The organism is Kribbella sp. NPDC048837, from assembly GCF_055586945.1.
The window spans coordinates 1,293,775-1,307,561 of record NZ_JBVJHF010000002.1 but is presented as its reverse complement, the minus strand read 5'-3'; the positions used below and the strand labels follow the sequence as shown (position 1 = coordinate 1,307,561).

General features: G+C 70.3%; 8 protein-coding genes. 2 read left to right on the top strand and 6 right to left on the bottom strand.

The annotated features are described in order from the left end of the window. The first annotated feature begins 9 nt into the window (after positions 1–9). Positions 10–1,761, top strand: a complete 1,752-nt coding sequence (locus ACZ6O0_RS14195; protein ID WP_465765279.1) for a SulP family inorganic anion transporter — start codon at positions 10–12, stop codon at positions 1,759–1,761. A 15-nt stretch (positions 1,762–1,776) separates the two neighbouring features. On the opposite strand, the gene ACZ6O0_RS14190 is transcribed toward ACZ6O0_RS14195, so the two are convergent. From ACZ6O0_RS14190 to ACZ6O0_RS14165, 6 genes are read right to left on the bottom strand one after another with little or no spacing between them, the layout of a single operon-like run. Next, complete coding sequence (locus tag ACZ6O0_RS14190; protein ID WP_465765278.1) at positions 1,777–2,466, bottom strand: sirohydrochlorin chelatase; 690 nt, start codon at positions 2,464–2,466, stop codon at positions 1,777–1,779. Continuing rightward, the gene (locus ACZ6O0_RS14185; protein ID WP_465765277.1) at positions 2,463–3,587 is read right to left on the bottom strand and encodes a uroporphyrinogen-III synthase; all 1,125 of its coding nucleotides are present in this window, start codon (positions 3,585–3,587) and stop codon (positions 2,463–2,465) included. Before ACZ6O0_RS14185 ends, ACZ6O0_RS14190 begins: the two co-directional genes overlap by 4 nt. Further along, on the bottom strand, positions 3,580–3,906 hold the full coding sequence (nirD, locus tag ACZ6O0_RS14180) for a nitrite reductase small subunit NirD (protein WP_465765276.1): 327 nt from the start codon (positions 3,904–3,906) through the stop codon (positions 3,580–3,582). The genes ACZ6O0_RS14185 and nirD overlap by 8 nt, the downstream gene beginning before the upstream one ends. Positions 3,907–3,917: 11 nt before the next feature. Beyond that, a complete protein-coding gene (gene nirB / locus ACZ6O0_RS14175) occupies positions 3,918–7,820 on the bottom strand; it encodes a nitrite reductase large subunit NirB (protein WP_465765275.1) in 3,903 nt (1,300 codons plus the stop codon). After that, positions 7,817–9,940, bottom strand: coding sequence for a molybdopterin oxidoreductase family protein (locus ACZ6O0_RS14170; RefSeq protein ID WP_465765274.1), 2,124 nt, complete (start codon positions 9,938–9,940; stop codon positions 7,817–7,819). Before ACZ6O0_RS14170 ends, nirB begins: the two co-directional genes overlap by 4 nt. After that, positions 9,937–11,304 carry an MFS transporter gene (locus tag ACZ6O0_RS14165; protein ID WP_465765273.1) on the bottom strand — a complete coding sequence of 456 codons (1,368 nt, stop codon included), beginning with the start codon at positions 11,302–11,304 and terminating at the stop codon, positions 9,937–9,939. The genes ACZ6O0_RS14170 and ACZ6O0_RS14165 overlap by 4 nt, the downstream gene beginning before the upstream one ends. A gap of 181 nt (positions 11,305–11,485) precedes the next feature. Here ACZ6O0_RS14165 and ACZ6O0_RS14160 point away from each other — a divergent pair, with 181 nt between their 5' ends. Next, positions 11,486–13,627 (top strand): MMPL family transporter, encoded by a 2,142-nt coding sequence (locus ACZ6O0_RS14160; RefSeq protein WP_465765272.1) that lies wholly within the window; start codon positions 11,486–11,488, stop codon positions 13,625–13,627. Positions 13,628–13,787: the final 160 nt, after the last annotated feature.

Here is a 13,787-nt window from a genome sequence, read left to right as displayed (position 1 = left end):
GGGACCGCGATGGCTGCGCCCACCGACCGTCCCGACGTCAGACCGCCGTGGTGGCAGGAGTATGTGCCCGGCGTGGTGCTGGCCAGGGCGTACCAGCGAGGATGGTTGCCCAAGGACATCGTCGCCGGCCTCGTCCTGTCAGCCCTGCTGGTGCCGCAGGGGATGGCGTACGCGCAGCTGGCCGGGCTGCCGCCGGTGACCGGTCTCTACACCTCGATCCTGTGCCTGCTCGGCTACGCGGTCTTCGGCCCGTCCAAGGTGCTGGTGCTCGGTCCCGACTCGTCGCTGGGCCCGATGATCGCGGCAACGATCGCGCCGCTCCTACTCGCGAACGGCGACCCCGCGCGGGCGATCGCGCTCGCGTCGATGCTGGCCGTGATGGTCGGCGTGGTGATGGTGGTCGCCGGGGTGGCCCGGTTCGGGTTCGTGGCGGACCTGCTCTCGAAGCCGACCCAGATCGGCTACATGAACGGGCTCGCGCTGACCATCGTGATCGGTCAACTGGCCAAGCTGTTCGGGTTCTCGGTCGATGCCGAGGGCCTGCTGGCCGAGCTGCGTGAGGTCGTGGAGGGGCTCGCGAACGGGCAGGCCAACACGACGGCCGCGATCCTCGGAGTGGGTTCGCTGGCCGGCATCATGCTGCTGAACAGGTTCCTGCCCAAGCTGCCGAGCGTTCTCATCATCGTGGTGCTGGCCTCCATCGTGGTCAGTGCCTTCGACCTGGAGACCCACGACGTCGACACGGTCGGTGTGCTCCCGCAGGGATTCCCGCCGTTCACGATCCCGGACGTCGCCTGGGACGACCTGCCGCCGTTGTTCATCGGCGCGCTGGCGATCGCCGTCGTCGCACTCGCGGACACGATGTCCACGGCCTCGGCGTTCGCCGCGCGCAGAGGCGAGCAGGTGCGCGGGAACCAGGAGATGATCGGCATCGGCGCGGCCAACATCGCGGCCGGGTTCTTCCAGGGCTTCCCGGTCAGCACCAGCGGATCCCGTACGGCGGTCGCCGAGCAGGCCGGGTCCCGGTCCCAGGTGACCGGCGTCGTCGGCGCCGCGATGATCACGGTGGTACTGGTCTTCGCCACCGGGCTGATGCAGTACGTGCCGCAGCCGACCCTGGGCGCGATCGTCATCGCCGCCGCGCTGTCGCTGGCCGACATCGCCGGGACCCGCAGGTTGTGGCATCAGCGCCGGATGGAGTTCTGGCTGTCGATCATCGCGCTGCTCGGTGTCGCCCTCCTCGGAGTGCTGCCCGGCATCCTGATCGCCGTCGCCCTGTCCATCCTGAACGTCTTCCGCCGTACCTGGTGGCCGCACCAGGCCGAGCTCGGCCGGGTGGAGGGGATCGACGGCCTGCACGACACCGAGAGCTACCCCGACGCCGAACTGCTGCCCGGCCTGGTCGTCTACCGTTTCGACGCGCCGCTGATCTTCGCCAATGCGCGGATGTTCGGCGAGAAACTGCGGGCGATCGCCGAGGACCACCCCGGCCTGCGCTGGATCATCGTGGCCGCCGAACCCATCACCGACGTCGACACCACCGCCTCCGACATGCTGCAGGAACTGGACGCCTGGCTGAACGAGCACGGCGTCTCGCTGGTCTTCGCGGAGATGAAGGATCCGGTGCGCGAGAAGATCGAGCAGTACGAACTGACCCGCACGATCGACCCGCGGCACTTCCTCCCGACACTGGACGAGGCCGTCGAGCAGTACGTGCGGGAGACCGGCGCAACCTGGAGTGCGCCGGAGAACAAGACGTAACTGTCGATCTGCGGCCTACAGGCCGGCCGCGGCGTAGAGCGGCGCCTGCGCTTCGGCGTAGCGCTGCACGGCCAAGGCGGCCAGCCGGGGATCGGCGCCGAGCGGGCGGCTCACCGGGCGACCGGCCGAGAGGCGGCGGACGCGGTCGGCGAAGAAGCCGGGGGCCAGCAGGTACGTCGCGACCGCCACGCGGCCCGGAGTCCGGGACAGAACGGGCCCGAGGCGTTCACCCGCACCGGAGACATAGCCGACGGAGACCGGGCGATCCACGCGAGTCGAGAGCAGGTCCGCCGTCTCGACGCAGTCGGCGAGAGCTCGAGGGTCGGACGAGCCGGCCGCGGCGAGAACCACGTGTTCGACGAGACCGAGGTCGCCGAGGCGGTCGGCGAGGATCTCCACGAGGACCGGGTCCGGCCCGAGCGCCGAGGCCGCCCCGACCCGGCCGGGATACCGGTCCGCCTCGGCGGCGACGTCGACGTACACGTGGTAGCCGCCGGACAGCAGCAGGGGCACCACGACGGCTTGGTTGCTATCAGCAACCACCCGGCGCACCAAGCCGGGCAGCGCGGGGACGTCGACGTCGACGAAGCCGAGGGAGATCGGGACATCGGGACGTTCCCGGGCCATCATCCGAACCAGCTCGTGCACCGTGCGGATCCCACGCGGGTCCGCCGTACCGTGGGCCGCTGCGATCAGATCGGTCATGACGGAACTCCGGCGGGTTCGACCGCGAGGCGATAGCCACGGCGGACGACGGTCCGGACCAGCTCGGGGCGCCCGACCGCCGTACGCAGCCGGTTCACCGTCACCTCCACGGCGTGCACGTCCTCGGCCCCGGGCAGTACGGCGAGCAGCGCGGGCCGCGACACCACATCACCGCCGGCCGCGACCAGGGCAGCCAGTACCGCGCGTGGACCCGGGCCGAGCGGCAACACGACCCCGTCCAGCACCGCAGCACCACCGCGGATCACCAATTGCCCGAACTCGGTCTCGATCGACCGGGCGTTGTCATCCGTGAGCCGGTCGGTCACGATCCGGATCAGCGCGCCCAGCCGGTAGCGGTCCGGCACCAGAGGCTCCAACCCCAACGCCACAAAGGGTCCAGCGGTCACCGGGCCGACGCAGGCGTTGAGCACCCGGCCTGTCCGCAGTGCCGACACCAGAGCGTCGTACTGCCCGGTCAGCGCCGCAGCATCGAGCATGGCCTGCGCACCGGGTGCGGAGGTGTGCACCACCGCGTCCACGATCCCTGTGCAGACCTGGCCGATCATCCGCTCGACCATCGCCGGGTCCGGCGCCGGACCCCAGCGGTACACCTCCAGCCCGCGCACCGACGCCCCAGCCGACCGCAGTGCGTCCTGCAAGGCCGGGTCCGACAGACCATGCAGCTGTACGACGATCTTCCGCCCTTGCACCCCTTGGTCGCGGAGCCACTCCACCACCTCGGCCGTCGTCTCCGACCGGGCGGACCAGTGCTCGACCAGTCCGGCCGCGCGGATCGCACCCCGCGCCTTCGGACCGCGGGCCAGGATGCGCGACTGCTCCAGCGTGCCGAGCAGATCCGCGGCCAGTCCGGCGGTGTCGGCCGCCTCGATCCACCCGCGGAACCCGACCGCGGTGGTGACGACGACGTCGTCCGGCGGGTTCGCGATCACCCGCCGGGTCGCCTCGAGCAGCGCGTGGTCGTCGGCGACCGGCACGATCTGCAGGGTCGGCGCGTGCAGCACCTTCGCGCCGCGCCGCTCGAACGAGGCGATCAGGTCCTCGGCCCGGCGGTGCGCGCTGATCGCGATCGTGCAGCCACTGAGTGGCCCGGTCCTAGTCACCGAGGTTCACCACTACCTGTCCGTCGGCCACTTCGACCTGGTACGCCGGCAGCGACACCGACGGATCGTCCAGGCACTGGCCGGTGCGCAGGTCGAAGACCTGCTTGAACATCGGCGACGCGACCGTCGGTACGTCGCCGCGGCTGCCGACGATGCCGCGGGACATCACGTTCGCGCCGCTGAACGGATCCTGGTTGCCGATGGCAAACACCTGGCCGTCGTGGGTGCGGAACAGGGCGATCTGCACGTCCCCGATCAGAGCCGCGACCCCACGCTCCGGCAGCAGGACGTCGTACCTGCAGACCACTCTCCGACTCATGGCCGTCACCCTCATCGGCGTACCTCCAATCGGGGGCCGGCCAGCAGCACCGGCTCCAGCTGTCCGCGTTCGGCCGGGGTGGCGGGCCGCGGCTGGTTGCGCTCGACCACGTACCGCAGGTCGGCGTCGGGCTGGTCCGGTGCGTTCACGAACGAGACGAACCGGGCCAGCTTGTCGGGGTCGTTCAGGGTCGCCTGCCACTCGTCGACGTAGGAGTCGACGTGCTTGGCCATCGCGGCGTCGAGGTCGGCGGCGATGCCGAGGCTGTCGTTCAGTACGACGTCCCGCACGTGATCCAGGCCGCCGTCGAGCTCGCGCATCCACACGGCCGTCCGCTGCAGCCGGTCACCGGTGCGGATGTAGTACATGAGGAACCGGTCGATGGCCTGGAACAGCTCCTCGTCGGTCAGGTCGGACGCGAGCAGCTCCGCGTGCCGCGGCGTCATGCCGCCGTTGCCGCCGACGTACAGGTTCCAGCCCTTCTCGGTCGCGATCACGCCGACGTCCTTGCCGCGCGCCTCCGCGCATTCGCGAGCACACCCGGAGACACCGAGCTTGAGCTTGTGGGGCGACCGCAGTCCGCGATACCGCAGCTCCAGCGCGATCGCCATCCCGACCGAGTCCTGTACGCCGTACCGGCACCAGGTGGACCCGACACACGACTTCACGGTCCGCAACGCCTTGCCGTACGCGTGCCCGGACTCGAAGCCGGCGTCGACCAACCGCTGCCAGATCGCCGGCAACTGCTCGATCCGCGCGCCGAACAGGTCGACCCGCTGCCCGCCGGTGATCTTCGTGTACAGGCCGAAGTCGCGCGCGACCTCGCCGATCGTGATCAGGCCCTCCGGGGTGATCTCGCCGCCCGGGATCCGCGGGACGACCGAGTACGTGCCGTCCTTCTGCATATTGGCCATCACGTGATCGTTGGTGTCCTGCAGCGTCGCCCGCTCGCCGTCGAGCACGTGCCCGCTGGGGTCCAGGCTGGCCAGGATCGACGCCACCACCGGCTTGCAGATGTCGCAGCCGCGACCGGTCCCGTGCCGCTCGACGATCTCGCTGAACGTGCGCAGCTCGGTGATCCGGACCACGTCGAAGAGTTCGGCCCGGGACAGCGCGAAGTGCTCGCACAAGGCCTTGCTGACCTCGACTCCGGCCTTGGTGAGCTCGGTGTTGAGCAGGTTCTTCACGATCGGCAGGCAGGACCCGCAACTCGTGCCGGCCTTGGTCTTGCCGCACACCGACTTGATGTCGGTGCACCCTTCGTCGCGTACGGCGCACCGGATCGTGCCCGCGGACACGTTGTTGCACGAACACACCGGCGCGTCGTCGGGCAGCTCGAGCTGCACCGGTCCCGCGCCCTCGGGCAGCAGGAACGCGGCCGGATCCGCGCCGAGCTCACGGCCGACCATCGGCCGCAGCCCGGAGTACGCCGACGCGTCGCCGACCAGGATGCCGCCGAGCAGGGTACGAGCGTCGTCGGACAGCACCAGCTTCTTGTAGACACCGGCCACGGGGTCGGCGTAAACGATGTCCAGCGCGCCCTCGGTCGCACCGAACGCGTCGCCGAAGCTGGCCACATCGACACCGAGCAGCTTCAGCTTGGTCGAGGTGTCCGCCCCCGGGAACGTCGCCTCGCCGCCGAGCAGCCGGTCGGCGACGATCTCGGCCATCGTGTAGCCGGGGGCAACCAATCCCCACACGCGGCCTTCGATACAAGCGACTTCGCCGATCGCCCAGACACCGGGCACCGACGTACGGCAGGCCTCGTCGACGACGACACCACCGCGCTCGCCGATCTCCAGGCCGGCGGCGCGACCGAGCTCGTCGCGTGGCCGGACACCGGTCGCGAAGACCACCACGTCGGCCGGGAGGTCCGGGCCTTCGGCAACGGCCATCGCGCGGGCCGCGCCCTGCGAGGTGAGCTTGACCCGGGTCGTCTGCGTCGAGGTCATCACGTCCACGTCGAGATCGCGGATCAGCCGGGCGAGCGCGCTGCCGCCGCCCTCGTCGACCTGCAGCGGCATCAGCCGCGGCGCGAACTCGACCACCTTGGTCGCCGCACCCAGCGCGCGGAGCGCACCGGCCGCCTCGAGGCCGAGCAGACCGCCGCCGACGACGACGCCGTGGACGTCCTTGCCTTCGCTCTTGAGACGCTCGACGTACACCCGCAGTGCGGCCACGTCGTCGATGGTGCGGTAGACGAAGCAGCCTTGGGCGTCGCTGTTCTTCACCGGCGGCACGAAGGCCGATGAGCCGGTCGCCAGGACCAGTTCGTCGTACCCGATCTCCTCGCCGCGCGCGGTCCTCACCGTCTTCCCGGCGGTGTCGACCTCGGTGACCTGCACACCCTTGCGGAGCGTCACGGCCGGGTCGTCCCACAGCTCAGGGTCGCCGAGCGAGAGATCGTGCGGGTCGCGGCCGGAGAAGTAGCTGGTCAGCGCCACCCGGTCGTACGGGAGCCGCGGCTCCTCGGCCAGCACGGTGACGCGGTAGGTGATGCCGGTGTCGCGGGAGCGCAGTGCCTCCACGAGCCGGTGCGCGACCATGCCGCCGCCCACCACCACAACATGCCGGGCCTTGTTCAGCTCTGCCATCGTCGCCCTCCTGCTCGGGACTGGTTCGGTCTCGCCGCGACGGAAGCGGTCGAGCAGTTCGCCGACGGCGCCGGTGCAACTGCCGCACCCGGTCGTCGCCCGCGTCGTGGCGGCGATGCCGGCGACACTGTCGGCACCTCCACGCCAGGCCGCCTCGATCGCGGCCCTGGTGACGCCGTTGCACCTGCACACGGTCGCCACCTTCTTCATCGGTACAGCGGGTTCGGCCAGCAACCCGTCCGCCACCACCGGCGTCCCCCGGTCCGCCAGCAAGACCAGCTCCGCGGCCACGTCCGGCGCCCCCACCGCGACCGCCGACCGCACCACGCCGTCCCGCAGGACGGCCCGCACATACCGGCTGCCGTCCTCCAGCCGAACGACTTCCCCGTCCTCGTCCTTGTCACCGAGCACGAGTACGTCGAGCCCGCCGGCGGTCAGCCGCACGACGTCGAATTCAGGCAACTCGGCTGGAGCACCCGACAATTGCTGGGCCAGCGCATCGGCCTGAGACCACGCCGAGGCAACGGTCCCGGTGATCCGGCCGTCGACCTCCGCGCAGTCCCCGATCGCGTGCACCCGCGGGTCATCCGGACTCGTCAGCGTGCGGTCGACCACGATCCCGGTCCGCGCGGTCAGTCCGGTCGCCAGCTCGGTCCGCGGCTTCACCCCACACGCGACCACCAGCAACTCACCGAACACCTGCCGCCCACTCCGCAACCGCAGCGCCCGGAAGCGCCCGTCCCTCAGCTCGGTGCCGTCCAGCTGCGTGTTGAGCAGCACCTCGACACCCGACTCGCGCACGGCCCGCGTGATCCGCCGGCCGGCGGACAGCCGAACCGTCTTGTCCAGCAGGGTTTCCCCGTCGTGCACCACCGTGACCGCAACACCGCGCTCCCGCAGCGCACACGCGGTCTCGACACCGAGCACGCCACCGCCGAGCACCACCGCCCGGCGCACCCGCCCGGCCGCTTCGACCACCGCACGCGCGTCCCCGGCGGACCGCAGGCACTGCACACCCGCGGCCGCCGGGTTCACGGCGTCCGGGATCACCGGGCCGGCGCCGGTGGCGAACACCAGGCGGTCGTAGGCCCACTCCCGCCCGTCGGAATCTGTCACCATCCGGCGATCCCGGTCGACGGCCACCGCGCGGGCCACGGGCTCGTCCCCAACTACGGGAGCTGCCGCGCGGCCGGCGACGTACTCGGTCAGGCGGCTGCGGTTGTACGACGCCTCGTCGCCGAGGACCACCGCGCCGGGCAGCAACTGGGCGAGCCGCCGGCCCGCCATGCCACCGCCGATGATCAGCAGTCGTTCGTTCATGCCGGAACTCCAGTCGCCGGAAGGCTGGCGGCTGTGACTTCGACGGCACAGACCTTGAACTCGGGCATCCGCGACACCGGGTCGAGCGCATCGTTGGTGAGCTCGTTGACCGCACCCGCTCCGCCGTAGTGGAACGGCACGAACACCGTGTCCGGCCGGACGTCCGCGGTGACGCGCGCCGGGAGCACCATCGACCCGCGAGCCGTGCGCAACCGGAGCGGACGCCCGTCCGGGATCCCCAGCTGCGCGGCCACCCGCGGGTGGATCTCGGCGTACACCTCGGGCTCGGCCTCGGCCAGCTCCGGCACCCGGCGGGTCTGCGCACCACTCTGGTAGTGCTGCAGCAGCCGGCCGGTGATCAGGTAGATCGGCGCCCCGGCGTTCAGGTCGTCCGCGACCGGCCGGTGGTCCACCGGCACCACGTGCGCTCGACCGTCCGGCGTCGCGAACCCGTCCGCGAACAACCGCGGCGTGCCGGGGTGTCCCTCGAACGGGACCGGCCAGAACAGCGCCTCGCCGGAGTCGATCCGCTCCCACGTGATCCCGGAGTAGTCCGCCTTCCCACCGGCACTGGCCAGCCGCAGCTCCTCGAACACCTCAGCCGGATCGGTCGAGAAGGTCACCGGTGAGGCGAGGCGCTCCGCCAGACCCGCAAAGATCGCGAGGTCGCTGCGCACGTCCCCCGGTGGCGCGATCGCGGCCTGCCGACGCAGGACGCGTCCTTCGAGCGACGTCATCGTGCCCTCTTCCTCGGCCCACTGCGTGACCGGAAAGACGACATCCGCGAGCAGTGCGGTCTCGGACGGCACCACGTCCGCCACCACGAGCAGGTCCAACGCCGCAAGGTGCTCCCGCACCGAGGCCAACCTGGGCGCCGACACGAGCAGATTGCTCCCGTGCACCAGCAGCGCCTTCGGACCGTCAGTTGTGCCGAGCGCATTGATCAGCTCGACGGCACTCTTCCCCGGCCCGGGCAGCTCGTCCGGATCCACACCCCACACGCCGGCCACGTGCGCCCGCGCGGCCGGGTCCGCGATGCTGCGGTACCCCGGCAGCTGGTCAGCCTTCTGACCGTGCTCCCGACCGCCCTGACCGTTCCCCTGCCCGGTGATGCACCCATAGCCACTGCCAAGCCGCCCAGGCAGCCCGAGCGCCAGCGCCAGGTTGATGCAGGCGGTCACCGTGTCAGTGCCCTTGCTGTGCTGCTCAGCACCGCGACCGGTCAGGATGAACGCCCCGGCACCACCGTGGACAGGTGCAGCGCCCGCAAGCACCCGAGCGGTCTGGCGGATCGTCGCCGCGGGAACACCAGTCACCCGCTCGGCACGCTCCGGCCACCACGACGCCGTCGACCGGTACAGCACATCAGCGTCATCCACCCGCTCGTCCAGGTACGCCGTGTCCGCCAGGCCCTCCTGCAGTACGACGTGAGTCAGCGCGAGCACCAGCGCCAGATCGGTGCCCGGAGTCGCCTGCAGATGGATACCGGCACCGCCCGCGGTCAGCCCCGCGGTCGCCGAGCGACGCGGGTCGACGACCAGAAGCCCACCCGAGTCTCGTGCGGCCTGCAGATGCGCGACCGCGGGCGGCATCGTCTCGGCGATGTTGCTGCCGACCAGCAGGACGGCGCCGGCACCGCCCAGGTCGGCCAGCGGGAACGGCAGCCCACGGTCGATCCCGAAGGCCCGGTTGGTCGCGGCCGCCGCGGACGACATGCAGAAGCGGCCGTTGTAGTCCACGTTCGCGGTCTTCAGCGCCACCCGGGCGAACTTGCCGAGCGCGTAGGCCTTCTCGTTGGTCAGGCCGCCCCCACCGAACACCGCGACCGAATCACGGCCGTGGGTGGCCTGCAGGGAGCGGATGCGGTCGGCGACGAAGTCCAGTGCCGCGTCCCAGGTCGTCTCCACCAGATTGCCCGCGGCGTCACGCACCAGTGGCGTGGTGAGCCGGTCCGGCACCGTGAGTACGTCAGGAGCCGTCCAGCCCTTGCGGCACAGCCCACCGCGGTTGGTGGGGAACTCCCGCGGTCGCACCTCCACTGCACCCGGCCGGTCGACCGGGTGCAGGGTGGTGGCGCACTGCAGAGCGCAGTACGGGCAGTGAGTGGGGACAGCCGTCACACGCGCTCCCGGCTGAGCGGGCCACCCTTGCGGAGGTAGCAGAAGTACGTCACGGCCAGGCAGAGCACGTAGAAGCCGCAGAACACGTAGAGCGCCGGGACCAGCGAGCCGAAGTGGCTCGTCGACATCGCGAACCCGCGCGGGACCAGGAAGCCGCCGTACGCACCGACCGCGGAGGCGATCCCGATACAGGCCGCCGCCTCCCGGCGAGCCCGGCCCGGGTCACCCGGCGTCGTCAGCCGGAACACCGCGGGGATCATCCGGTACGTCGATCCGTTCGCCGCACCACTGGCCACGAACAGGACCAGGAAGCTGAGCAGGAACGCGGTGAAGCTGCCCGCGTTCAGCGAGACGATCGCGGCCAGGATGCCGAGCCCCATCACCACGAACGACCACACCGTCACCCAGGCGCCGCCGACCCGGTCGGACAGCTTGCCGCCGAACGGCCGCGCGACCGACCCGACCAGCGCGCCGAGGAAGGCGATGTGCGCCACGGTGATCTCGGGGAACGTGGTCTTGATCAGCAGCGGGAACGCCGCCCCGAAGCCGATGAACGAGCCGAAGGTGCCGATGTAGAGGAACGAGATGATCCAGGTGTGCGGCCGCTTCGCCGCCGCGATCGAGGCCCGGAACGACGAGGTCGCGACGGACAGGTTCGACATCACCTTCCAGGCCAGGAACGCGGCCAGCAGGATCAGCGGGATCCACATCAGCCCGGCCCGGTTCAGGGTCAGCCCGGCGCCGGCGACGATCACGATCGGCACCAGCAACTGGACCACCGCGACGCCCAGGTTGCCGCCGGCCGCGTTGATGCCGAGCGCGAAACCCTTCTCCTTCTCCGGGTAGAAGAACGAGATGTTCGTCATACTGCTGGCGAAGTTGCCGCCGCCGACACCCGCCGTCGCCGCCACCAGCGCCATCAGCCAGAACGGTGTGCCGGGCTGGGTTATGAAGTAGGACAGCCCGACCGTCGGGATCAGCAGCAGCAGCGCGGAGACGATGGTCCAGTTCCGGCCGCCGAACCGCGGTACGGCGAAGGTGTACGGCAGCCGCAGTGTCGCGCCGACCAGGCTGGGCAGCGCGACCAGCCAGAACAGCTGGTCCGTGCTGTAGCCGAAACCGGCCTTGGGCATCGAGACCACGACGATGCTCCACAGCTGCCAGACCGAGAAGCCGAGGAACTCGGCGAAGATCGAGGGCCACAGGTTGCGCCGCGCCACCGCGCGGCCCTTCTCGGCCCAGAACGTGGCGTCCTCCGGATCCCAGACATCGATCCAGCGCCCGCGCCGCGGCACCTCGATGGTGCCCACCGCACCGGTCCGGTCGCGGGGAGTGACGACCTCCGGTCGTGCCTCGAGCGTCATGCGAAGTCTCCGATCATCCGACCTGACTGATTAGGCCAGGACGCTATGACCGGGGTGTTTCCGAGTAGTCATCTTGTTGTTACGCCGCCGAAACGGCTCCCGCACACCCACCGCCGGGTGGTGAGAGAAGACGCGCCGGCGCCTGGGTACTGTGCCGGTACCGACAGTCGGAGGGGACAGGGTGAGACAACAGAAGAGCCGGGCGCGCTGGATGTGGCGGGCCGCGATCGCCGCGGTGCTGATCGGGTGGCTGGTCCTCGGCTCGCTCGGCGGGCCGACGGTCGGCAAGCTCAGCGAGGTCCAGGAGAACGACAACGCCAACTTCCTGCCGAAGCAGGCCGAGTCGACGTTGGTGGCCAACGAGTCGGCGAAGTTCGTCGACTCCAAGGCACTGCCGTACTTCGTCCTGATCGTGCGCGACTCCGGTATCACCCCGGCCGACCTGGCCAGGGCCCAGGCGTTCCTCGCCAAGGTCCCGACCCTGGACCTCGGCGACGGCAAGACCATCGGCGACTACCTGGCCGCGCCGGCCACCACGGTGATCCCGTCGGAGGACAAGAAGGCGCTGCTGCTCACCGTCGAACTGGACGGCGACCGGGCCGACGACGTGGTCAAACAGGGCGAGACCGTCCTGTACGCCGTCGCCGACACGATGCGCACCGACATCAAACAAGACCTCACACCGACTGGTCTCACCGTCTACGTCACCGGACCGGGCGGTGTGTTCGCGGACTTCGTCGTGGCGTTCAGCGGGATCGACGGGATCCTGCTCGGCGTCGCACTCGCGGTCGTGTTCGTCATCCTGCTGGTCGTCTACCGCAGTCCGATCCTGCCGATCGCGGTCCTGCTCACGGCGATCTTCGGGCTCGCTCTGGCCGCGCTCGTCGTCTATCCGCTGGCGAAGAACGACGTACTCGAGCTGAACGGGCAGAGTCAGGGCATCCTGTTCATCCTGGTCGTCGGGGCCGCGACCGACTACTCGTTGCTGCTCGTCTCGCGGTACAAGGAGGAGCTGCACGACTACGAGAGCAAGTACGACGCGATGCGGGTCGCGTGGCGGGCTGTCATCGAGCCGATCGCGGCCAGCGCGGCGACGGTCATCCTCAGCCTGCTCTGCCTGCTGCTCTCCCAGCTCGGCAGCACCAAGGGCCTCGGTCCGGTCGGTGCGATCGGCATCGCCGGCGCGCTGATCGCGTCGATGAGCTTCCTGCCCGCGATCCTGCTCGCCTTCGGGCGGCGGATCTTCTGGCCGTCGATCCCGCGCCTCGACCACGTACACGCCAGCGACCAGGTCGGCGGCCGCAAGCTGTGGGGTCGCGTCTCCGGTCTGGTCGGACGCCGGCCGCGACGGGTCTGGGTGATCACGGTGGTGGCTCTGCTCGCGTGTGCGGCGTTCCTGCCGACCTTCAAGGCGAGCGGCATCTCCCAGGAGGACCTGTTCCTGGACAAGGTCGAGTCCGTCACCGGTCAGCAGGTGCTCGCCCAGCACTTCGACGCCGGCGCCGGTACGCCGGTGCAGATCCTCACACCTGCCGCGGAGGCCGACCAGGTGGTGGCGACCGCGCTGAAGGTCGACGGCGTCGGTACGGCGTCCGCCTCGACGGCACCCGGCGTACCGCCGAAGGTTGTCGACGGCAAGGTTCTGGTCCAGGCCACGCTGAAGGTCCCGGCCGACTCACCCGACGCGACCAAGGTGGTCCAGCACCTGCGCTCGGAGCTGGACAAGGTCAGCCCGGAGGTCCTGGTCGGCGGCAACACCGCGATCAACCTGGATGTGCTGGACGCCAGCAAGCGCGACCTGCGGGTGATCATCCCGTCCATCCTCGCGGTGATCTTCGTCGTGCTGATGCTCCTGCTGCGCTCGCTGGTCGCGGCGGTGCTGCTGGTGGTCGCGAACGTGCTGTCGTTCGGCGCGACCGTCGGGGTCAGCGCGATCGCCTTCAACCACATCTTCGGCTTCCCCGGCGCGGACCCGAGCATCCCGCTGTACGCGTTCGTCTTCCTGGTGGCCCTGGGCATCGACTACTCGATCTTCCTGATGACGCGGGTCCGGGAGGAGTCCCGGCTACAGGGCACCAGACCCGGCATCCTGGTCGGCCTCGCCGTCACCGGCGGCGTCATCACCTCCGCCGGCGTCGTCCTCGCCGCCACCTTCTCCGCCCTGGCCGTCCTCCCCATCCTCTTCCTGGTCCAAATAGCCTTCATGGTCGCCTTCGGCGTCCTCCTCGACACCACCGTCGTCCGCTCCCTCCTAGTCCCCTCCCTCGCCTACGACATAGACAAGAAAGTCTGGTGGCCCAGCAAGCTGTCCCACGGGAAGTAAGACCACCCCACGCGGCCACTACACTCGCTGTCGCTCGCCGCGGCCGCTCCCACCCGCCCAGCCGTGCGCGCTACCGCGCTTCACCGACCGCCACCGTGGTGGCGGTCGGCTCGTGCTCCGCGAGCTAGCCGTGGACCAGGCTGCCGCGCTCCAGGGCTCG